General features: G+C 75.0%; 18 protein-coding genes, 1 tRNA gene and 2 pseudogenes. 10 read left to right on the top strand and 11 right to left on the bottom strand.

The genetic code is table 11. The features are described 5' to 3' along the window. A pseudogene (locus JZ5iCDA_RS07795) lies at window positions 1-300 on the bottom strand (hypothetical protein); the annotation flags it as partial. Between the two features lie 238 nt (window positions 301-538). On the opposite strand from JZ5iCDA_RS07795, the gene JZ5iCDA_RS07790 reads away from it, so the two are divergent. Next, window positions 539-1,084 carry a hypothetical protein gene (locus JZ5iCDA_RS07790; RefSeq protein ID WP_069386656.1) on the top strand — a complete coding sequence of 182 codons (546 nt, stop codon included), beginning with the start codon at window positions 539-541 and terminating at the stop codon, window positions 1,082-1,084. 49 nt (window positions 1,085-1,133) lie between these two features. Here JZ5iCDA_RS07790 and JZ5iCDA_RS18335 read toward each other — a convergent pair whose 3' ends face one another. Continuing rightward, window positions 1,134-1,319: a hypothetical protein gene (locus JZ5iCDA_RS18335; RefSeq protein WP_139123018.1), complete on the bottom strand. Its 186-nt coding sequence runs from the start codon at window positions 1,317-1,319 to the stop codon at window positions 1,134-1,136. Between the two features lie 236 nt (window positions 1,320-1,555). Here JZ5iCDA_RS18335 and JZ5iCDA_RS07785 point away from each other — a divergent pair, with 236 nt between their 5' ends. Further along, window positions 1,556-2,788 (top strand): NAD(P)/FAD-dependent oxidoreductase, encoded by a 1,233-nt coding sequence (locus JZ5iCDA_RS07785; RefSeq protein ID WP_069386655.1) that lies wholly within the window; start codon window positions 1,556-1,558, stop codon window positions 2,786-2,788. 57 nt (window positions 2,789-2,845) lie between these two features. Here JZ5iCDA_RS07785 and JZ5iCDA_RS07780 read toward each other — a convergent pair whose 3' ends face one another. The 7 genes and pseudogenes from JZ5iCDA_RS07780 to JZ5iCDA_RS07755 all read right to left on the bottom strand — a co-directional run bounded on the left by JZ5iCDA_RS07780 (window position 2,846) and on the right by JZ5iCDA_RS07755 (window position 9,425). Further along, entirely contained in the window at window positions 2,846-3,991 is a 1,146-nt protein-coding gene (locus tag JZ5iCDA_RS07780) for a bifunctional 2-methylcitrate synthase/citrate synthase (RefSeq protein WP_069386654.1), read from the bottom strand. Window positions 3,992-4,038: 47 nt separating this feature from the next. Next, complete coding sequence (gene prpB, locus JZ5iCDA_RS07775; protein WP_069386653.1) at window positions 4,039-4,956, bottom strand: methylisocitrate lyase; 918 nt, start codon at window positions 4,954-4,956, stop codon at window positions 4,039-4,041. Next, complete coding sequence (locus JZ5iCDA_RS07770) at window positions 4,956-6,554, bottom strand: MmgE/PrpD family protein (protein WP_083259780.1); 1,599 nt, start codon at window positions 6,552-6,554, stop codon at window positions 4,956-4,958. Before JZ5iCDA_RS07770 ends, prpB begins: the two co-directional genes overlap by 1 nt. A gap of 20 nt (window positions 6,555-6,574) precedes the next feature. Then, window positions 6,575-7,051, bottom strand: coding sequence for an FCD domain-containing protein (locus JZ5iCDA_RS17930; protein WP_171905321.1), 477 nt, complete (start codon window positions 7,049-7,051; stop codon window positions 6,575-6,577). Between the two features lie 23 nt (window positions 7,052-7,074). Continuing rightward, window positions 7,075-7,128, bottom strand: a pseudogene (locus JZ5iCDA_RS19660) (hypothetical protein); the annotation flags it as partial. A gap of 330 nt (window positions 7,129-7,458) precedes the next feature. After that, a complete protein-coding gene (locus JZ5iCDA_RS07760; RefSeq protein WP_083259778.1) occupies window positions 7,459-8,643 on the bottom strand; it encodes a sensor histidine kinase in 1,185 nt (394 codons plus the stop codon). After that, entirely contained in the window at window positions 8,640-9,425 is a 786-nt protein-coding gene (locus JZ5iCDA_RS07755) for a response regulator transcription factor (protein ID WP_083259777.1), read from the bottom strand. Before JZ5iCDA_RS07755 ends, JZ5iCDA_RS07760 begins: the two co-directional genes overlap by 4 nt. A gap of 141 nt (window positions 9,426-9,566) precedes the next feature. On the opposite strand from JZ5iCDA_RS07755, the gene JZ5iCDA_RS07750 reads away from it, so the two are divergent. The 3 genes from JZ5iCDA_RS07750 (at window position 9,567) to JZ5iCDA_RS07740 (ending at window position 12,996) form a co-directional block, all read left to right on the top strand. Then, complete coding sequence (locus JZ5iCDA_RS07750) at window positions 9,567-10,913, top strand: hemolysin family protein (protein WP_069386657.1); 1,347 nt, start codon at window positions 9,567-9,569, stop codon at window positions 10,911-10,913. Then, window positions 10,910-11,950, top strand: coding sequence for a hemolysin family protein (locus JZ5iCDA_RS07745; protein WP_069386651.1), 1,041 nt, complete (start codon window positions 10,910-10,912; stop codon window positions 11,948-11,950). The genes JZ5iCDA_RS07750 and JZ5iCDA_RS07745 overlap by 4 nt, the downstream gene beginning before the upstream one ends. Before the next feature lie 236 nt (window positions 11,951-12,186). After that, on the top strand, window positions 12,187-12,996 hold the full coding sequence (locus JZ5iCDA_RS07740) for a M15 family metallopeptidase (protein WP_069386650.1): 810 nt from the start codon (window positions 12,187-12,189) through the stop codon (window positions 12,994-12,996). Between the two features lie 41 nt (window positions 12,997-13,037). Here JZ5iCDA_RS07740 and JZ5iCDA_RS07735 read toward each other — a convergent pair whose 3' ends face one another. Beyond that, the gene (locus JZ5iCDA_RS07735) at window positions 13,038-13,670 is read right to left on the bottom strand and encodes a hypothetical protein (protein WP_069386649.1); all 633 of its coding nucleotides are present in this window, start codon (window positions 13,668-13,670) and stop codon (window positions 13,038-13,040) included. A gap of 89 nt (window positions 13,671-13,759) precedes the next feature. Then, window positions 13,760-13,832 (bottom strand) — tRNA-Arg (locus JZ5iCDA_RS07730). 204 nt (window positions 13,833-14,036) lie between these two features. Here JZ5iCDA_RS07730 and argS point away from each other — a divergent pair. From argS to JZ5iCDA_RS07705, 5 genes are all read left to right on the top strand, one after another. Then, entirely contained in the window at window positions 14,037-15,722 is a 1,686-nt protein-coding gene (argS, locus tag JZ5iCDA_RS07725) for an arginine--tRNA ligase (protein WP_069386648.1), read from the top strand. Beyond that, window positions 15,719-17,110 carry a diaminopimelate decarboxylase gene (gene lysA / locus JZ5iCDA_RS07720; protein ID WP_069386647.1) on the top strand — a complete coding sequence of 464 codons (1,392 nt, stop codon included), beginning with the start codon at window positions 15,719-15,721 and terminating at the stop codon, window positions 17,108-17,110. Before argS ends, lysA begins: the two co-directional genes overlap by 4 nt. A 132-nt stretch (window positions 17,111-17,242) precedes the next feature. Beyond that, entirely contained in the window at window positions 17,243-18,610 is a 1,368-nt protein-coding gene (locus tag JZ5iCDA_RS07715) for a homoserine dehydrogenase (protein WP_069386646.1), read from the top strand. After that, on the top strand, window positions 18,610-19,746 hold the full coding sequence (thrC, locus tag JZ5iCDA_RS07710; RefSeq protein WP_069386645.1) for a threonine synthase: 1,137 nt from the start codon (window positions 18,610-18,612) through the stop codon (window positions 19,744-19,746). The genes JZ5iCDA_RS07715 and thrC overlap by 1 nt, the downstream gene beginning before the upstream one ends. Next, a partial coding sequence (locus JZ5iCDA_RS07705) for a GHMP family kinase ATP-binding protein (RefSeq protein ID WP_436967393.1) occupies window positions 19,746-20,256 on the top strand: 511 nt, incomplete at its 3' end. The genes thrC and JZ5iCDA_RS07705, both read left to right, overlap by 1 nt.

Raw genomic sequence — 20,256 nt, 5'->3', positions numbered from 1 at the left:
GGCGAGGCCGTCCACGGCAGCGGCGACGTCGCCGAGGGCACGGGCGTCGTCGCCGACGACCGGGAGGTGGTGCGCGAGCCGCCAGTGCGGCCCGGTCGTCGCCCGCGCCGCGGTCGACGCGGCGCGCTGCACCTCGTCGATCCGGGCGGACACGTCTCCGCCCGCCCGTACCTGCTCCTGCAGCACCGGGAGATCGGCCGCCGCGGCCTCGAACGCCGACCGGGCGCGCAGGACGTCGCCCGCGAGCCACGCGCCCCAGGCCGCCACGAGCAGCGCGAGCAGGCCCACCGCGAGGAGCACACGCCGACGGACGCGTCGGTGCCGCACACTCGGCGCGGGCCGCCGCGTCGGAGGCCGCTCCCGCTCCTCGACCGTGACCGAGGGCGTCGCCCCTGCCCAGCGCGGACCCCAACCGTCGTGCACCATGTCGCCCCCCGCGACTCGCCCCCGTCGTCACCGCCCGGCAGAGCGGTACCGCTCGCGCTACGGTAACCAGGCCCCGGGCGCCTTGCCCGACGACCTGCGACGGAAGGACGCCGTGCTCCGCCTGCTCGCCGTGTGCACCGGCAACATCTGCCGGTCCCCCGCCGCGCAGCTCCTGCTCTCCGACGCGCTCGACGCGTCGGTGGACGTCACGAGCGCCGGGACGCAGGCGGTCGTCGGCTCGCCCGTCGCGGAGCCCGTCGCGCGACGGCTCTCCGCGCTCGGTCTCGACCACGCCACGTTCGCGGCGCGCGCGCTGACGCCCGCGCTCGTGGGAGCCAGCGATGTCGTGGTGACGATGACGGCGCGGCAGCGTGCCGTGGTCCTCGATCACGCCCCGGGCGCGCTGCGCCGCACGTTCCTCCTGACGGAGCTCGTGCTGCTCGCGGAGCACGCCGACCCGGCGCTGCGGCAGGGCGACGACGACGAGACGAGGCTGCGGTCGCTGCTCGCCTCGGCGGGCCGCCTGCGCGCGAGGCTCGGCACGCTCCGCGCGCCGGACGTCGAGGACCCCTACGGGCGGGACGAGGACGTCCACACGCGCGTGCTCGAAGAGCTCCGCACGTCCGTCGCCCGGCTCGGCCGGGCTCTGCGGGCGTGACGTCGGCCCTCCTCCCATCCCCCTGCGCGGGAGGAAGGCCGACGCACCGTCACGCCCGCTGGAGCACTGTCGCCGCGATCACGACGATCACACCCCACAGCGCGAGGCCTGCCCCGCACCCGACGGCGAGGCCGTCGGCCCCGGTCGACGCGCGCACCCGGGCCCGGCGGGCGAAGAGCACCGTCGCCCCGGATCCGAGGACGACCATCGCCCAGCCGACCGCCACCCAAGACATGCCCGCATGGTGCACAGTCCAGATGAACGTTCACATCTTGGACACTCGTTCAGTTGTGACGGCGTTGCCCGTTTGAGCCGCATTTACACACGTTCCCCGGCATCCGTGCGACGAACTTCACCCGCCGCACGACGGGGCAGACATGCCTTCCGTCCGCACCGTCCGGCCCGCGGGCGCGGGACGGCGTCCCGCGAGACACTGGCCGCGACCCAGGCACCCGAGCAGCGGAGGTCCCCGTGGAGGTCGGCCGGATCGTCGTCGTCGGAGGAGGTCTGGCGGCCGCGAAGGCGGTCGAGACGCTGCGTGCGGAGGGCTACGAGGGCGGGCTCGCCGTCGTCACGCGCGAGGCCCACGCGCCGTACGAGCGGCCGCCGCTGTCGAAGGACTACCTGCGCGGCGAGGCCGGGCGTGACGCGGTGTTCCCGCTGGACGCCGCCTGGTACGCCGAGCACGACGTCGAGCTGCTCACCGGGACCACGGTGACCGCGCTGGACGTGGCCGCGCGGACGGTCGCGCTCGACGACGGCCGGACGCTGCCGTACGAGAAGCTGCTTATGGCCACCGGGTCGCAGCCGCGCCGTCTCCCGGTGCCGGGCGCGGACCAGGAGGGGGTCCGCTACCTGCGAACCCTCGACGACAGCGACCGGCTCGTCGCCTCCTTCGAGGCCGCGCGCCGGGACGGCGCGGGCCGCCTCGCGATCGTCGGCGACGGCTGGATCGGGCTCGAGGTCGCGGCGTCGGCCCGGTCGGCAGGGCTCGAGGTGAGCGTCGTCGGGCAGGGCGTGCACCCGCTCGAGCGCGTGCTCGGTCCGCAGATGGGCGAGCTGTACGGGCAGGTCCACGCCGGGCACGGGGTGCACCTGCACCGGCGCGCGCAGGCCGTCGCGATCACGGGTGAGGGCCGCGCGACGGGCGTCGCGCTCGCCGACGGGACCCACGTCGAGGCGGACCTCGTGCTCGTCGCCGTCGGCGCCGCCCCGGACGTCGGGCTCGCGCAGGCGGCCGGGCTCGCGCTCGACTCCGCCACGGGCGGCGTCGTCGCCTCGGCGACCCTGCAGACGACCGACCCCGACGTGTTCGTCGCGGGCGACGTCGCGAGCGTGCCGTACCCGCGGTACGGGCGCGCGCTCCGCGTGGAGCACTGGGCGACGGCGCTCAGCCAGGGCCCGCACGCCGCACGGTCGATGCTCGGCGCGACCGAGCCCTACGCCGAGCTGCCGTACTTCTTCTCCGACCAGTACGACGTCGGCATGGAGTACCTCGGCTTCGTCGCGCATCCCGAGGCGGTGGACGAGGTGGTCGTCAGCGGGTCCGTCGCCGACCGCGAGCTGGTCGCGTTCTGGGTCCACGACGGCCGCGTCGAGGCGGGCATGGCGGTGAACGTGTGGGACCGCATGGAGGACGTCAAGGCGCTGATCCACCGCGGCGAGCCGGTCGACCGGGCGGAGCTGGAGCGCTTCGTCGGCTGAGCCCTCGCCCTGCCTCCCGGACGTCCCCGGGTCACGGGCTCCGGGGACGATCCCGGCTCAGGCGCCGGGCACCTCCCGCTGCGGCTCGCCCACGTACTCGCTCAGCGGCCGGATGAGCGCGTTGGCCGCCCGCTGCTCCATGACGTGCGCGGTCCACCCGACGACGCGCGACGCGACGAACAGCGGCGTGAACATCGGGGTGTCGAACCCCATGAGGTGGTACGCCGGCCCGGCCGGGTAGTCGAGGTTCGGGAGGATGTCCTTGCGCTCGGCCATCGCCGCCTCGAGCGCGGTGTAGAGCTCGAGGAGGTCGGGGCGGTCGTAGTGGCGCACGAGGTCGTCGAGCGTGGCGCGCATCGTCGGGACGCGCGAGTCGCCGTGCTTGTAGACCCGGTGCCCGAAGCCCATGATCTTGCGCTTCGCGGCGAGCGCGTCGTCGAGCCACGCGGCCGCACGGTCCGCAGAGCCGATCTCGGCGAACGTCGCCATGACGGCCTCGTTGGCCCCGCCGTGGAGCGGCCCCTTGAGCGCCCCGATCGCTCCCGTGACCGCGGAGTGCAGGTCCGAGAGCGTGGACGTGATGACACGCGCGGTGAAGGTCGAGGCGTTGAACGAGTGCTCGGCGTAGAGGACCATCGACACCTCGAACGCCCGGACGACGGCCGGGTCGGGCACCTCGCCGAACGTCGTCCACAGGAAGTTCTCGGCGTAGCCGAGGTCGTCGCGCGGCTCGACCTGCTCCTGGCCGCGGCGGCGGCGCTGGTCGAGCGCGACGACGGCGGGCAGCGCGGCCCACAGCCGCAGCGCCTTGGCCTGCTCGGCGGCGGGCGAGAAGTCCGCGGCGTCGGGGTCGTGCGCGCCGAGCTGGGACACGGCGGTCCGGACGACGTCCATGGGGTGGCACGTCGTCGGGAGCTCGCGCACGGCGTCCGCGACGTTCCCCGGCAGCGCGCGCTGGGCGCGCTCGGCCGCGGTCTGCTCGGCGAGCTGCGCGGGCGTGGGGAGCTCGCCGTGCCACAGGAGGTACGCGACCTCCTCGAACGACCGACGCGCGGCGAGGTCCTGGACGGGGTACCCGCGGTACAGCAACGAGTTGGTGTCGGGGTTGACCTTCGAGACGGCGGTGACGTCGACGACGACGCCCGCGAGGCCCTTGCGGATCTCCGGGGCGTCGGCGGTGGTCGGTGCAGCGGGACTGGTCATGCGCTCACTCCTTCGTGATGCGGATCCGTCGTGCGGTCGGGCTCGGGTCACGGTCGGTAGGTGAAGATCCCCTCGTCGAACGCGTTGTAGGCCGCGTAGTCGAGCAGCTCGTACAGCCGCGCGCGCGTCTGCATGCCCTCGACCTGGCCGGCCTGCGTGCCGGTCTCGGCGATCTCCCGGAGCGCGCGCTCGGCGGCGCCCATCGCGACGCGCAGCAGCGTGACGGGGTAGATGACCAGCCGCACGCCCGCGTCGCCGAGCTGGCGCCGCGTGAAGAGCTCGGACTTGCCGAACTCGGTCATGTTCGCGAGCACGGGCACGTCGACGGCCGACGCGACCGCCTCGAACTCGGCGAGGTCGGCCATCGCCTCGGGGAAGACGGCGTCGGCGCCCGCGTCGACGAGCGCCTTCGCGCGGTCGATCGCGAGGCGCAGCCCGTCCGGGCCGGGGACGGTGCCGCGTACGTCGGTGCGCGCCATGACGAGGAAGCCGGGGTCGCGCCGCGCATCGGCCGCGGCCCGCACGCGCTTGGTGGCTTCGTCGAGCCCGACGACCTCCTTGCCGTCGAGGTGCCCGCACCGCTTGGGGTTGACCTGGTCCTCGACGTGGCAGCCCGCGACGCCGGCGTCCTCGAGCGTCTGGACCGTGCGGGCCACGTTCATCGGCTCGCCGAAGCCGGTGTCCGCGTCGACGAGCGCGGGCAGGTCCGTGACGCGGGCGATCTGCTGCGAGCGCCCCGCGACCTCGGTGAGCGTGGTGAGCCCGATGTCCGGGAGGCCGAGGTCGGCGGACAGCACGGCCCCGGACACGTAGACGCCCTCGAAACCCGTGTCCTGGATCAGCCGCGCGGACAGCGGGTTGAACGCCCCCGGCAGCCGCAGCGGTTCTCCCGTGGTCGCCGCGGCGTCGAGCGCCGCGCGGAACGCGCGCCGCTTGTCCGACGGCGTGACCTGGCTGTACAGCATCAGGCGTCCTCCCCCTCGCTCGCCTCGTGCATCGTGAACCCCTCGCCCTCGACGTCCGCGGGCGGCGCGGGGCGGCCGAGCTCGAAGAGCCCGGTGGGCGTCGGCACGGAGTCGAGGAGACCGGGCCGCGCGACGACCGTGAGCTCGCGCACCTCGGCGGCGGTCAGCTCGGGCAGGCGCTCGGCGAGGCCGAGGAACCGCTCGATCTCCGCCTCCTCGAGGACCCCGTCGGCGAGGGTGCGGAACTTGCGCACGTACTGCTCGCGGCCGAACGGGCGCGCGCCGAGCGGGTGCGCGTCGGCGACGGCGATCTCGCGGACGAGGCGCCCGCCGTCGGCGAGCTCGATCTCGACCCGGCCGCCGAACGCCTTCTCGGCGGGGTCGGTCGAGTGGTAGCGGCGCGTCCACTCCGGGTCCTCGGCCGTGGTGATCTTGCGCCACAGCGCGACGGTGTCCGGGCGCGCGGCCCGCTCGGGCGTGTAGGAGCCGACGTGGTGCCACCCGCCGTCCTGCAGCGCGACGGCGAAGATGTACGGGACCGAGTGATCGAGGGTCTCGCGGGACGCGGCCGGGTCGTACTTCTGCGGGTCGTTCGCGCCCGAGCCGATGACGTGGTGCGTGTGGTGGCTCGTGTGGATGACGACGCCCGCGACGTTCTCGGGGTCCGCGAGCCACGGGTGCTCGGCGTGCAGCGCACGGGCGAGGTCGATGAGCGCCTGCGACTGGTACTCCGCGGAGTGCTCCTTGGTGTACGTGTCGAGGATCGCGGCGCGCGGCTCGCCCGGGCCGGGCAGCACGACGTCGTACGCGGCGTCCGGGCCGTCGAGCAGCCAGGCGACCACGCCGTCCTCCCCCTCGTAGATCGGCTCGGGCGACGTCTGGCCACGCATCGCGCGGTCGACGGCCTCGACGGCGGCCTTGCCCGCGAACGCGGGCGCGTACGCCTTCCACGTGGAGATCTGCCCCTTGCGGGACTGGCGCGTGGCGGTCGTCGTGTGCAGCGCCTGGCCGATCGCCTGGAACACGGTCTCCGTGTCGAGACCCAGCAGCGTCCCGATGCCCGCCGCGGCGGACGGTCCGAGGTGCGCGACGTGGTCGATCTTGTGGCGATGCAGGCTGATCGCCCGCACGAGGTCGACCTGGACCTCGTAGCCGGTGACGATCCCGCGCACGAGCGCGGCGCCGTCGGCCCCGGCGTGCTGCGCGACCGCGAGCACCGGCGGGATGTTGTCGCCCGGGTGGGAGTACTCCGCGGCGAGGAACGTGTCGTGGAAGTCGAGCTCGCGCACGGCGACGCCGTTGGCCCACGCCGCCCACTCGGGGCTCGTCCGCGTCGCGAGGCCGCAGCCGACGACCGCCGCGCCGGGCGCGTACGGGTGGGCGAGGGCCTGCCCGCGGGCGGCGACGGCGGGGCCGCGGGTCAGGCTCGCGGCGGCGACCGCGGCGTTGTCGATGACCCGGTTGACCACCATGTCGACGACCTCGGGCGTCACCGCCACGTCGTCGGTCGCGAGCTCGGCGAGCTTCCACGCGAGCTGGTCCGTCCGGTCGAGCCGCTCCGCGCTCGGGTGGACCCGCAGGTGGTGGGTGTAGGGCATGGCTGCCTCTCGGTCGTCGGTCAGCTGGTCTCGGCGTCGCGCAGCGCCTGCTCGGCGAGCGCGGCGCTGCGGTGGATGTGTGCCGTCATCGCGGCCTCCGCGGCCGCGGGGTCCCCGGCCGCGACGGCGTCCGCGACGGCGCGGTGCTCGTCCACGTGGTCCGTGGTGCCGGCGCGGCGCCCGGCGACGAGCGCGCGGTACCGGTCGACGTGGCCGCGGATCTGCCGCAGGAGCGCGGAGCACCAGCGGTTGTCCGCGAGCGCCTCGATCTCGCCGTGGAACTGGGCGCCGACCCGCAGCACCTCGTCGTCGTGGTCGCGCACGGCGTCCATGAGGTCGACGAGCCGGGCGAGCCGGCGCGCGTCGGCCGGGCGGGCGCGCTCGCCCGCGCGGCCCCGTTCGTGGGCGACTCGTCGCGAGCCGGCGCGGGCGCCGTCCCGGTCGCGGCGTCCTCGGAGCGCTCCGCGGGCCGGTAGTCCTCGAAGAAGTCCCACCACGCGGGGTCCACCGCGTGCTTGTCCTGGAGGTACTGCTCGTAGAGCTCGTCGACGAGCCACTCGTTCGCTCCGAACACGGAGCTTGCGTCGCTGATCGCCTCTGACTCAGCCTTCGGGGACACGCGCGGATCGCCCACTTTCACCACAGGTCGCTGTCGGTCACAGTCGTGTCGGCGCGTGTCGACGAGACGACGGCGCGCCCCGGCACAGACTCGTCCGGTGTCCCGGACCCTTCCAGGGTAGGCCCTCGGGCGTCGCGTCGGCCGACGCCACGTGGGGCCTCCCGGGTGAGGTCTGCGCCGACGTCAGACCGAGGCAAACGTGAGGCAACGGTCGGCCCGGATGCGGGCAAGATCGTGGATTTCCAGCCCATCGCCGGGTATCCCGAGGCGCAGGTGTGACCGATCTCACTCAGCGCGGTCGTCGTCGCGGTGGTCGTCGACGACGCCGTCGACACCCCCGTCGAGGGCCCCGTCGACGCGCGCCGCGGACCGGTGCGCCGGGAGCGTCACGCGCATCGTCGCGCCCCGCCGGGAGTCGGCGACCTCGACGCGCCCCCCGTGGAGGTCGACCGCCCAGCGGACGATCGCCAGGCCGATGCCCGTGCCTCCGGTCGAGCCGCCCGGCACGGCGTGCGCGCCCGTGGCGCTCGCCCGCGCGAAGCGCTCGAAGATGCGCTCGCGGTCCTCCTTGGCGATGCCCGGCCCCTCGTCGACGACCTCGACGACGACGTCGTCGTCGACGGGGTAGGCCTCGAGCCGGATCTCCCCGCCGTGGGGGGAGTGGCGGATCGCGTTCTGCAGGAGGTTCACGACGACCTGGTGCAGCCGCTCGCGGTCCGCCTCGACGACGAGGTCGGGCGGGGTCACGTCGACGACGTACCGCAGGCCCTTCGCCGCGTCGACCATCGAGACCGCCTCGGCGTTCTCCTCGAGGAAGTCGCCGACGTCGATCCTCGTGATGTTGAGGTCCGCCGCGCCGGCCTCGAGGCGCGACAGGTCGAGGAGGTAGGCGACGAGCCGTGCGAGGCGCTCCGTCTGCGCGAGCGCCATCTCCATCGTCGCGGGCGTGGGCGGCGAGACGCCGTCGACGACGTTCTCGAGCTGCGCCTGCAGCGCGGCGACCGGCGTGCGCAGCTCGTGCGACACGTTCGCGATGAGCTCGCGCCGCACCTGGTCGCTCGTCGCGAGGTCCTCCGCCATGACGTTGAACGCCACCGCGAGCTGGCCCACCTCGTCCCGGCTCGTCGCGCGCACGCGCCGGGTGTAGTCACCGTCCGCCATGGCGCGCGCCGCCGCCGTCATCTCGCGCAGCGGGGACGTCATGCCGCGCGCGAGCACCTGCGTGAGCAGGAGCGACAGGACGATCGCGAGCGGGAACGTGCGCGACGGCCCGAGCTGGTTCTGCAGCCCGATCCACGTGATGAGCACCGCGAGCGTGACCGTCGCCGCGACGAGCACGCCGAGCTTGATCTTCAGCGACCGGAACGAGTCGAGCGGCCGCACGTCCGGCAGGTGGGGGCGCTTGGCGTGCCCGCGGTGGAGCGGGGCCGGCGCGCCGGCCCGGTCCGGGCCGTCGGGGAGCGACGTCATCCTGCGGGCGGCTCGAACGCGTACCCGACGCCGTGCACGGTGCGGATGAGGTCCGCACCGAGCTTGCGGCGCAGCGCCTTGATGTGCGAGTCGACGGTGCGCGTCCCGCTGGCGTCGGCCCAGTCCCACACCTCCGCGAGGAGGCGCTCGCGGGTGAGCACGGTCCGCGGCGAGCTCGCGAGCATGACGAGCAGCTCGAACTCCGTGGGCGTCAGGTGCACCTCCTCGCCGTTCCGGTGGACGCGGCGCTGCGCCTTGTCGATCGTCACGTCGCCGACGACCATCGGCGGCTCGGTCGGCGACGCGCTCGCCGCCTGGGCCGCCCGGTCCACGCGGCGCAGCAGCGCCTTGAGGCGCGCGACGAGCTCGCGCATGGAGAACGGCTTCGTCATGTAGTCGTCGGCGCCCACGCCGAGGCCGATGAGCATGTCGGTCTCGTCGTCGCGCGCCGTGAGCATGAGGATGGGCACCGGCTGCTCCGCCTGGATCCGACGCGTGACCTCCAGCCCGTCGATGCCCGGGAGCATGACGTCGAGGACGATGACGTCGGGCCGCAGGCGGTGCGCCGCGTCGACGCCCGACAGCCCGTCGCGCGCCACCTCGACGCGCCAGCCCTCCGCGCTGAGCCGCTGGGCGATCGCCGTGGCGATCGCGGGCTCGTCCTCGACGACGAGGACCGTGGCGGTCTGCTGGCCGGGCTGGCCGGTGGGCGGAGCGGGCGTCCGGCTCGCCGTCGCGCCGGCACCGGTGGGGAATGCGCTCGCTGACCTCGGATCTGCCATGGGATACAGCCTGGCACACGTCGGTCCAGGTCCGGCGGATATGCCGGGCCGTCCCGCGGTGTCCGACCGTGCGGGCCGGGCACCGCTCGCTAGCATCGTGCGCACGATGAGCAGCAGCGGTCGATATCGGTGGAGCACCTCGTGCTAGGCGACTGGGCGATGGTTGCGCTCGGGGTGCTCCTCACGGCGGGCACCGCCGTGTTCGTGGCGAGCGAGTTCTCCCTGGTCACCCTCGACCCCGGCGTCGTGGGCGCGGGGGACGACGAGGAGGGCGACAGTCCCGGCGGCGGCGACCGGCGCGACCGCAGCGTCCGCGCCGGGCTGCGGCACCTGTCCACCGAGCTGAGCTCGGCGCAGGTCGGCATCACCATCACGACGATCCTCCTCGGCTACACCGCCCAGCCCGCGCTGCTGTCGCTCGTCGGCGACGCGCTCGGGCGCACGGCGCTCGGCGAGGCGGTCGCGGCCGTGCTCGCCGGCGTCCTCGCGCTGGTCCTCGTGAACTTCTTCTCCATGCTGTTCGGCGAGCTGATCCCGAAGAACTACGCGCTGAGCGCGCCCTACGCGACCGCGCGCCAGGTCGTGCCGCTGCAGCGCCAGTTCACGCGGCTGTTCCGGCCCGTGATCGCGGTCCTCAACGGGTCCGCGAACGCGATCCTGCGCCGCGTGGGCGTCGAGCCCCGCGAGGAGCTGTCGGGGGCCCGGTCGGCGTCCGAGCTCGCGTCGCTCGTGCGCCGGTCGGCGCAGGAGGGGACGCTCGACGTCTCCGTCGCCACCCTGCTCACGAACTCGATCGAGCTCGAGCAGCTGTCCGCCGTCGACGTCATGACGGACCGAATGCGCACGGTCGTCCTCGAGCGCGACGCGACCGCGGCCGACGTCGTCGACGCCGCGCGCCGCACCGGGCACTCGCGGTTCCCCGTCATCGGCGAGGATCGGGACGACGTCGTCGGCCTCGTGCACCTGCGGCGCGCCGTCGCCGTGCCCCACGAGCGCCGTCGCGAGGTGCCGGCCGCCGCCCTCATGGTCGACGCGCCGCGCGTCCCCGAGACCGTGCGGCTCGGCCCGCTCCTCGTCGAGCTGCGCGGCCTCGGGCTGCAGATGGCGGTCGTCGTCGACGAGTACGGCGGCACGTCGGGCGTCGTGACGCTCGAGGACGTCGTCGAGGAGCTCGTGGGCGACGTCGCCGACGAGCACGACCCGCGGCGGGCGGGCGCCGCCCGGCGCGCCGACGGGTCGTGGCTCGTGCCCGGCGTCATGCGCCCCGACGAGCTGACGGAGGTCACGGCCCTCGTGGTCCCCGAGGGCGGCGCGTACGAGACGCTCGGCGGCCTCGTCATGTCGCGGCTCGGCCGGGTGCCGGAGCCGGGTGACGAGGTGCTCGTCGGGGAGGGCGCCGACCGGGTCGCCGTGCGGGTCGAGGCCATGGAGGGGCGGCGCGTCGAGCGCGTCGGGGTACGGCCGGTGCCCGAGGAGGTCGGGTCGTGAGCTCCACGACGGCCCTCCTCGTCGGCCTGCTGCTGCTCGCCGGGAACGCCTTCTTCGTCGGCGCGGAGTTCGCCATCATCTCGTCCCGCCGGTCGGCCATCGAGCCGCGCGCCGCGCAGGGCGACCGGCGCGCGCGCACCGTGCTGTGGGCCATGGAGAACGTGTCCCTCATGCTCGCGTGCGCGCAGCTCGGCGTCACGGTCTGCTCGACCGGGCTCGGCATCGTCGCCGAGCCCGCGCTCGCGCACCTCGTCGAGGAGCCGCTGCACGCGCTCGGCCTGAGCACGGCGCTCGCCCACCCGGTCGCGTTCGTCGTGGCGCTCGCGGTCGTCGTGTACCTGCACGTGGTGCTCGGCGAGATGGTGCCGAAGAACCTCGCGGTCGCGGGGCCGGAGACGGCCGTCATGTGGTTCGGCCCGCCGCTCGTGTGGATCGGGCGCGCCCTGCGCCCGGTGATCGTCGCGCTGAACTGGCTCGCCAACCACGCGGTGCGGGCCACCGGCGTCGAGCCGCGCGACGAGGTGGCGTCGGCGTTCACGGCCGAGGAGGTGCAGTCGATCGTCGAGCGGTCGCAGGCCGAGGGCGTGCTGCGCGACGAGCAGGGCCTGCTGTCGGGCGCGATCGAGTTCTCCGAGCGCACGGCCGCGGACGTCATGGTCCCCGTGGCGGACCTCGTCACCCTCACCGAGGGCTGCACGCCCGACGACGTCGAGCGCCTCGTCGCCCGGACCGGCTTCTCCCGCTTCCCCGTCGCCGACGACGCGGGCGCTCTCGTCGGCTACCTGCACGTCAAGGACGTGCTCTACGCCGACGACGCGACGCGTGACCGGCCCGTCCCGGCCTGGCGGGTGCGCGCGCTGGCGGTGACGGCACCGGCGGACGAGGTCGAGGACGCGCTGCGCGCGATGCAGCGGTCCGGCGCCCACCTCGCGCGCGTCGAGGGCGCGGGGGACACGCTCGGCGTGGTGTTCCTCGAGGACATCCTCGAGGAGCTGGTGGGCGAGGTGCGCGACGCGATGCAGCGCCGGCCCCACTGACCGTCCGGGCGACCGCGGGGCGTGGTCCCCGGGCAGGTCGCGGGGGACTTACACGGCTGTGAGCAGCGGACTTGGAAACGTCCGAGTGCTTCGTTACTGTTCCGTGATTGGTCGGCCCCGTCGAGGACGGACGCCGGCCGTCCACCGCCGGTCCGGGGCCTCGGGCCCGCCGGCGCGGAGGGGGCTCGTCGCCGGTCCGTCTGGACCGGCTCGGAACGTGGAGAGGCAGGTGGCGGGTGCAGTCGCAGGAGTCCGGCACCCCCGTCGTCCAGTCCCGTCGGGCCCGCCGTGAGGCCGAGCAGGGCACGCGCCGGTCGCGCCGCCCGCAGGCCCAGGTGACGGCCTCGCACCGCTGGGCACCTCGCATGGCCGTGCTGAGCACCCTCGCCGTCGCGACGATCGCGATGCCCCTGTCGGCAGGCGCCGACGACGGCTCCGGCGGCGGCACGCCGTTCGACACCGACGGCCGCCCCGTCGGCCCGAGCGCGCTGGACCTCGCGACCGCGGCGTCGACCGCCCCCGCCGTCTCCGAGAGCGTCGCGGCGGCCCCGCGCGTGGAGCGCGCCGCGGCTGCGTCCCGCTCCTACGACCGCGAGCCGCTGCCCGGCTGCGACCCGTCGGTCCGCCCGTCGGGCACGAACGGCAACCTCGACGAGCACGAGCTGTGCGAGCTGTGGCAGCCGGGGGACTACCTGCGTCCCGACGCCGCCGTCGCGCTGTCGGCGCTCAACGAGGCGTTCCGGGCCAACTTCGGCCGCGACCTGTGCCTCGTCTCCTCCTACCGGACGCTGTCGACGCAGGTCACGCTCAAGGGCACGCGCGGCGCGTTCGCCGCCCGTCCGGGCACGTCGATGCACGGCTGGGGCCTCGCGATCGACCTGTGCTCCATCGAGACGGGGTCGCGCGAGGTGTACGCGTGGCTCAACGAGAACGGCCCGACCTACGGCTGGGCGAACCCGCCGTGGGCCAAGCGCGGCGGCGGCGGCGCGTACGAGCCGTGGCACTTCGAGTTCACGCAGGGCGTCGAGGAGATGGGCGGGGCCTGACCCGTCCGGCGTCCTCGAGGGCCGTCACCGCTGGAGGGACGTCACTGCTCGGGGAGGCGCTCGTTGCGCCCGAACCCCTGGAGGAACCGCGGCCCCGACACCGCGAGCTCGGCCTCGTAGTCGCCGCGCCACCGGGCGAACGGGCGGTTCGCGAGGGCGTCGTTGGAGAACCGCGGGTCGTCGGTGAGCTCCGTGACGCAGAACGCGGGGATCTGCAGGTCGGTGACCGGCCCGGACCGCTCGCACTCCGCGACGACGAGCGGGTGGTTCTCGCCGCCGAAGACGTCGACGACCCAGCCGTCGTCGCCGAGCCACACGGACCAGCGCGTCTTGACGACGCGCGCGCCGCCCCGGCGGATCATCTGCAGCCCGACCGCCGTGTCGACGACCCGCTCCGCCTCGTAGCGCGTGCCGCCCGCCATGGGGCCCTTGACGGTGAGGGTGCACAGGTCGACGGCGGCCGCGTACCGCTCGAGGACGGCGACCGGGTCCGTCCCGGCGCGCATCGGGGCGTCGACGCCGGGCGCCGTGGCCCGCAGGCGCAGCGCGTAGCCCTCGTCGGCGAGGTAGTAGCTCTGCACCACGAGCGCGGGCGCGTCGCGGAGCGTCGCCGGGAGGTCGCGCACGAGGAAGCGGCGCTCGAACTCGAAGTCGCCGTACCCGCCGTCGGTCATGGTGCCACCGTAGCGAACGTGCGCGGACGAGCCGGGGAGGGGCGCAAGAGAACAGGGCGCAAGGAGGAGGCCTGCCGAAGCAGAAGAGGTGCCCTCGATAGGATTCGAACCTACGACCTTCTGCTCCGGAGGCAGACGCTCTATCCACTGAGCTACGAGGGCGTGCGCACCGCTCGGCCGCACCGCCGCGGGGCCTGTCGAACCCGGTTGCGACGCGACCGCTGGACGCGATGCACGAGACTACCAGCACGCCGGGGATGCTCCGAGCAGCGCCGTCCGAGCCTTGGTCGGGTGTCGGTCCGGTGTCGGACCGGCGTCGGTCCGGTACCGCCCCGGCGGGCCCGCGCGCCTCGGTAGAATCGCCTGGTGACCCCCGACGAGCTCTCCGAAGCGCTGAGCGCTGCCCTGGCCGCCGCCGTCGCCGACGGCACCCTCGCCCTGCCCGCCGAGGCCGTCCCGGCCTCCGTGCACGTGGAGCGACCCCGCCAGCGCGAGCACGGCGACTGGGCCACGAACGTCGCGCTGCAGCTCGCGAAGAAGGCCGGCACGACGCCGCGCGCGCTCGCCGAGGACCTCGCGGGCCGCCTCGCCGCGACGCCGGGCGTCAAGGCCGTCGACGTCGCCGGGCCCGGCTTCCTCAACATCACGCTGGACGCGGCGGCGGCGGGCGAGCTCGCGCGCACGGTCGTCGAGGCGGGCGTCGCGTACGGCCGCGGCGACTCCGAGGCGGGCAAGCGCGTCAACCTCGAGTTCGTCTCCGCGAACCCCACGGGCCCGATCCACATCGGCGGCGTGCGCTGGGCGGCGGTCGGCGACTCGCTCGCGCGCGTGCTCGAGGCGAGCGGCGCCGAGGTGACGCGCGAGTACTACTTCAACGACCACGGCGCGCAGATCGACCGGTTCGCGCGCTCGCTGCTCGCGCGCGCCCGCGGCGAGGCGGCGCCGGAGGACGGGTACGGCGGCGAGTACGTCACCGAGATCGCCGAGGCCGTCGTGGCCGACGCCGTCGCGGCGGGCGAGCCCGACCCGCGCACGCTGCCGGACGCCGAGGCGCAGGAGGCGTTCCGCGCGCGGGGCGTCGAGCGCATGTTCGGCGAGATCAAGGCGTCGCTGCACGACTTCGGCGTCGACTTCGACGTCTACTTCCACGAGGACCACCTGCACGAGTCCGGGGCGGTGGACCACGCGGTCGCGCGCCTGCGCGAGGGCGGGCACGTGTTCGACAAGGACGGCGCGACGTGGCTGCGCACGACCGACTTCGGCGACGACAAGGACCGCGTCGTCATCAAGTCGGACGGCAACGCCGCGTACATCGCGGGCGACATCGCCTACTACCTCGACAAGCGCGAGCGCGGCTTCGACGAGGTCATCATCATGCTCGGCGCGGACCACCACGGGTACATCGGCCGCATGATGGCCGTGTGCGCGGCGTTCGGGGACGAGCCGGGGCGCAACCTGCAGATCCTCATCGGCCAGCTCGTCAACCTCGTCAAGGACGGGGCTCCCGTGCGCATGTCCAAGCGTGCCGGCACGGTCCTGACGATCGACGACCTCGTCGGCGCGGTCGGCGTGGACGCCGCGCGGTACTCGCTCGCGCGCTCGTCCGCGGACACGAGCATCGACCTCGACCTCGACCTGCTCGCGCGGGCGACGAACGAGAACCCCGTCTTCTACGTGCAGTACGCGCACTCGCGCACGGCGGCGGTGGACCGCAACGCGGCCGACCGCGGCGTCGCGCGCGCCGACGGGTTCGACCCGTCGCTGCTCGACCACCCGTCCGAGGCCGCGCTGCTCGGGCGCCTCACGGAGTTCCCGCGCATCGTCGCCCAGGCGGCCGAGCTCCGGGAGCCGCACCGCGTCGCGCGCTACCTCGAGGCCCTCGCCGGCGACTACCACACCTGGTACCAGCAGAAGGACCGCCGCGTCCTGCCGTACCCGGACGAGGACGTCACGGACACGCACCGCACGCGCCTGTGGCTCAACGACGCCGTCCGCCAGGTCCTGGCGAACGGGCTCGGGCTGCTCGGCGTCTCCGCGCCGGAGCGCATGTGAGCGCCGGCCTGCCCGTCCACCCGGGCGAGCCCTGGTCGAGCGGCGTGCGGCGCCGCGCGGACGGCGAGCTCGAGGTCGCGGGCGTCGGCGTGCACGCGCTCGCCGCCCAGCACGGCACGCCGGCCTACGTCCTCGACGAGGCCGACTTCCGCGCCCGGGCGCGCGCGTACCGGACGGCGTTCGAGACGGCGTTCCGCGCCGTCGGCACGGACGTCGACGTCTACTACGCCGGCAAGGCGTTGCTCACGGTGGCGGTCGCCCGGTGGGCGCACGAGGAGGGGCTGGGCGTCGACACGGCGTCGGGCGGCGAGCTCGCCGTCGCGCTGCGCGCCGGCGTGCCCGGGGCGCAGGTCGGCCTGCACGGGAACAACAAGTCCGACGCGGAGATCGACCGCGCGCTCGAGGCCGGGGTCGGGCGGATCATCGTCGACTCGCTCGCCGAGGTGGAGCGCGTCGCGGCGGTCGCGGCGGCGCGCGGGACGATCGCGCCCGTCATGGTCCGCGTGACGACGGGCGTGCACGCAGGGGGCCACGAGTACATCTCGACCGCGCACGAGGACCAGAAGTTCGGGTTGTCGGTCGTGGCGCCGGCGAGTGCCGACGGCCACGGCGCCGACGGGCCGTCGCCCGCGATGGCGACGCTCCTGGCGGTCGTCGCGCGCCCGGAGCTGCGCCTGCTCGGCATCCACTCCCACATCGGGTCCCAGATCCTCGACCCGACCGGCTTCCAGGTCGCCGCGCGCACGGTCCTCGAGCTGCGGGCGGACCTCGCGGCGCGCACGGGGGTGCTCGTCGACGAGGTCGACGTCGGCGGCGGGTACGGCATCGCGTACCTGCCGGGGGAGGCCCCGCTCGACCCGGCGCACGTCGCGCGGGACCTCGCGCGCGCCGTGGCCGACGCGGCCGCCGACCTCGGCACGCCGCTGCCGCGGTTCTCCATCGAGCCCGGGCGGGCGATCGCCGGCCCGGCCGGCCTCACGCTGTACACGGTGGGCACGGTCAAGCCGGTCCAGCTCGCCGACGGGCGCGTGCGCACCTACGTGTCGGTCGACGGCGGCATGAGCGACAACATCCGCCCCGCGCTCTACGACGCGCGGTACCACGCGGAGCTCGTCGGCCGGACGTCCGACGCCGAGCCCGTGCTCGCGCGCGTCGTCGGCAAGCACTGCGAGAGCGGCGACATCGTCGTGCACGAGGTCATGCTCCCGGGCGACGTGCGCACCGGCGACCTGCTCGCCGTGCCGGCGACGGGCGCCTACGGGCGATCCATGGCCTCGAACTACAACTTCCTGACCCGGCCGCCCGTCGTCGCGGTCGCCGACGGCGCCTCGCGCGTGCTCGTGCGCCGCGAGACGGTCGACGACCTGCTCGCGCTCGACCTGGGCTGAGCGTCGCCCGGCCGGACCGTGGGCGGCGTGGTCGCCCGGGTCCGGCCGCCCCGTATCCTGTCCGCGGCGGTGCCCGCGCCCGGTCGCGGCTCGGGCCCGCGCCACCCCCCCGAACCCCGAGGAAGGTCCGTCGTGCCGTCTGCCGCCGTGTCCCACCCGCCCCTGCGCGTCGCCCTCCTGGGCTGCGGCGTCGTCGGCACGCAGGTCGCCCGGCTGCTGACGCAGGAGGCGGAGGACCTCGCCGCGCGCGTGGGCGCGCGCCTCGAGCTCGTCGGCATCGCCGTGCGGGACGCCGCGGCGCCGCGCGACCCCGTGATCGACCGTGCGCTGCTCACCGAGGACGCGGAGGCGCTCGTCGAGCGCGCGGACATCGTCGTCGAGGTCATGGGCGGCATCGAGTCGGCCCGTGCGCTGCTCCTGCGCGCGATCGGCGCCGGCGCGGCCGTCGTCACGGCGAACAAGGCGCTCCTCGCGGAGGACGGCCCGACCCTGTACCGGGCGGCCGACGACGCCGGCGTCGACATCTACTTCGAGGCCGCCGTCGCGGGCGCCATCCCCATCGTGCGGCCCGTGCGCGAGTCGCTCGCGGGCGACCACGTGCGCCGCGTGCTCGGCATCGTCAACGGCACGACGAACTACGTGCTCGACCAGATGACGTCCACCGGCGCGGGCCTCGCGGAGGCGGTGAAGGAGGCGCAGGACCTCGGCTACGCCGAGGCCGACCCCACCGCCGACGTCGAGGGGTACGACGCCGCGGCGAAGGCCGCCATCCTCGCGAGCCTCGCCTTCCACACGCGCGTGTCGCTCGAGGACGTCGCGCGCGAGGGCATCATGGCGGTCACCGCGGACGACGTGGCCTGGGCGGCGCAGACCGGCCACGTCATCAAGCTGCTCGCGATCGCCGAGCTGCACGACGGCGGGGGCGACCGCTCCGCGGGGTCCGCGGCCGAGGGCGTGTCCGTGCGCGTCCACCCCGCGCTCGTGCCGACGTCGCACCCGCTCGCCGGCGTGCGCGGCTCGTTCAACGCCGTCTTCGTCGAGGCCCAGTCGGCGGGCGAGCTCATGTTCTACGGGCGCGGCGCCGGGGGCTCCCCGACGGCCTCGGCCGTGCTCGGGGACGTCGTCTCAGCCGCCCGCCACCGCGTGCTCGGCGGCAAGGGCCCGCAGGAGTCGACCTACGCCGAGCTGCCGATCCTGCCCGCGACGGCGGCCGTGACCCGCTACCAGGTGCGCCTCGCGGTCGACGACCGCCCCGGCGTGCTCGCCCAGGTCGCGCAGGCGCTCGCCGCGCACGGCGTGTCCATCGAGGCCGTGCGCCAGCCGACGGCCCCCGAGGTCCAGAGCACGGGCGCGGCGGACCTGCCGACCGCCGGTCTCGCCCAGCTCGTCATCACCACGCACGCGGCGCCGGAGTCGGCGCTCGCGGCGACCGTCGCGTCCGTCGCGGAGCTCGAGCCCGTCCGCGCCGTCACGTCCGTCCTGAGAGTCGAGGGAGCTTGATGTCCGAGGTGCACCCGGCGCAGCCGCGCCGCACGGCCCACCAGTGGCGCGGGATCATCGCGGAGTACGCGGACCGCCTTCCGGCGCACGTGTCCGAGCGGATCGTGACGCTCGGCGAGGGCGGCACGCCGCTCGTCGAGGCCCCGGCGCTCTCGGAGCGCACGGGCGCGCAGGTCTTCGTCAAGGTCGAGGGCATGAACCCGACGGGTTCCTTCAAGGACCGCGGGATGACGACGGCCATCTCGGCGGCCGCCGCGCGCGGCGCGCAGGCCGTCGTGTGCGCGTCGACGGGCAACACGTCGGCGTCGGCGGCCGCGTACGCGACGCGCGCCGGGATGCTGTGCGCCGTGCTCGTCCCCGACGGGAAGATCGCGATGGGCAAGCTCAGCCAGGCGATCGCGCACGGCGCGCGCCTGCTGCAGGTCGACGGCAACTTCGACGACTGCCTCGTCGCGGCGCGCAAGCTCGCCGACACCCACCCGATCGAGCTCGTGAACTCGGTCAACCCGGACCGCATCGAGGGCCAGAAGACGGGCGCGTTCGAGATCGTCGACGCGCTCGGCGACGCGCCGGACATCCACGCGCTGCCCGTCGGCAACGCGGGCAACATCACCGCGTACTGGAAGGGCTACCGCGAGTACGCGGGGCAGGGCGCCCCGGGACACCCGGGGGAGGGGCTCGCCGCCGTCGCCACGCGCGTGCCGCAGATGTGGGGCTTCCAGGCCGCGGGCGCCGCGCCGATCGTCGCCGGGCACCCGATCACCGAGCCGGAGACGATCGCCACGGCGATCCGCATCGGCAACCCCGCCTCGTGGGAGCTCGCCGAGGCCGCGCGCGACGACTCGGGCGGCGTCATCGAGGCCGTCACCGACGAGCAGATCCTCGCGGCGCACCGGATCCTGTCGAGCGAGGTCGGCGTGTTCGTCGAGCCCGCGTCCGCGGCGGGCGTCGCGGGGGTCCTCGCGCGGGCCGAGCGCGGCCTCGTGCCGGCGGGCGCGCGGATCGTCGTCACCGTCACCGGCCACGGCCTCAAGGACCCGCAGTGGGCGCTGCGCACGGCCGACGGGAGCGAGGTCGTGCCCACGCGCGTGGGCGCCGACGTCGTGTCGATCGCCGACGCGCTCGGGCTCGGCTGATGCAGCTCGGCGCGGACCACGTCCGGGTCACCGTGCCCGCGACGAGCGCCAATCTCGGACCGGGCTTCGACGCCCTCGGGCTCGCGCTGGCCCTGCACGACGTGGTCGAGGTGCGCGCGCTCGCGAGCGACGAGGTCGTCGTCGAGGTCGAGGGCGAGGGCGCCGGCGAGGTGCCGGGGGACGAGTCGCACCTCGTCGTCCGCGCGCTGCGCCAGGCCCTCGACGTCGCAGGCGTCCCCCGCACGGGCCTGCACCTGACCTGCGTCAACCGCATCCCGCACGGCCGTGGCCTCGGGTCGTCGGCAGCAGCCGTCGTGGCGGGCATCGTCGCCGCGCGCGCCCTCGTCGCGGACCCGGCCGTGCTCGACGACGCGGCGGCGCTGCCTGCTCCCCGGACCGGGGGCCGCGCTCGGGACCGAGACCTACGCGGAGTGGCTCGCGCGCCGGGGACGCTGACAGGGGCACGGACGCACCGGACCCCGGTCGCGCCCGGTCGGGAGGTCGACCGGT

It is taken from the genome of Cellulosimicrobium cellulans (assembly GCF_001722485.1).
GTDB classification, from domain to species: domain Bacteria; phylum Actinomycetota; class Actinomycetes; order Actinomycetales; family Cellulomonadaceae; genus Cellulosimicrobium; species Cellulosimicrobium cellulans_A.
Note: the sequence above shows the minus strand (reverse complement) of the source record. Positions and strands in the feature narration are given on the sequence as shown.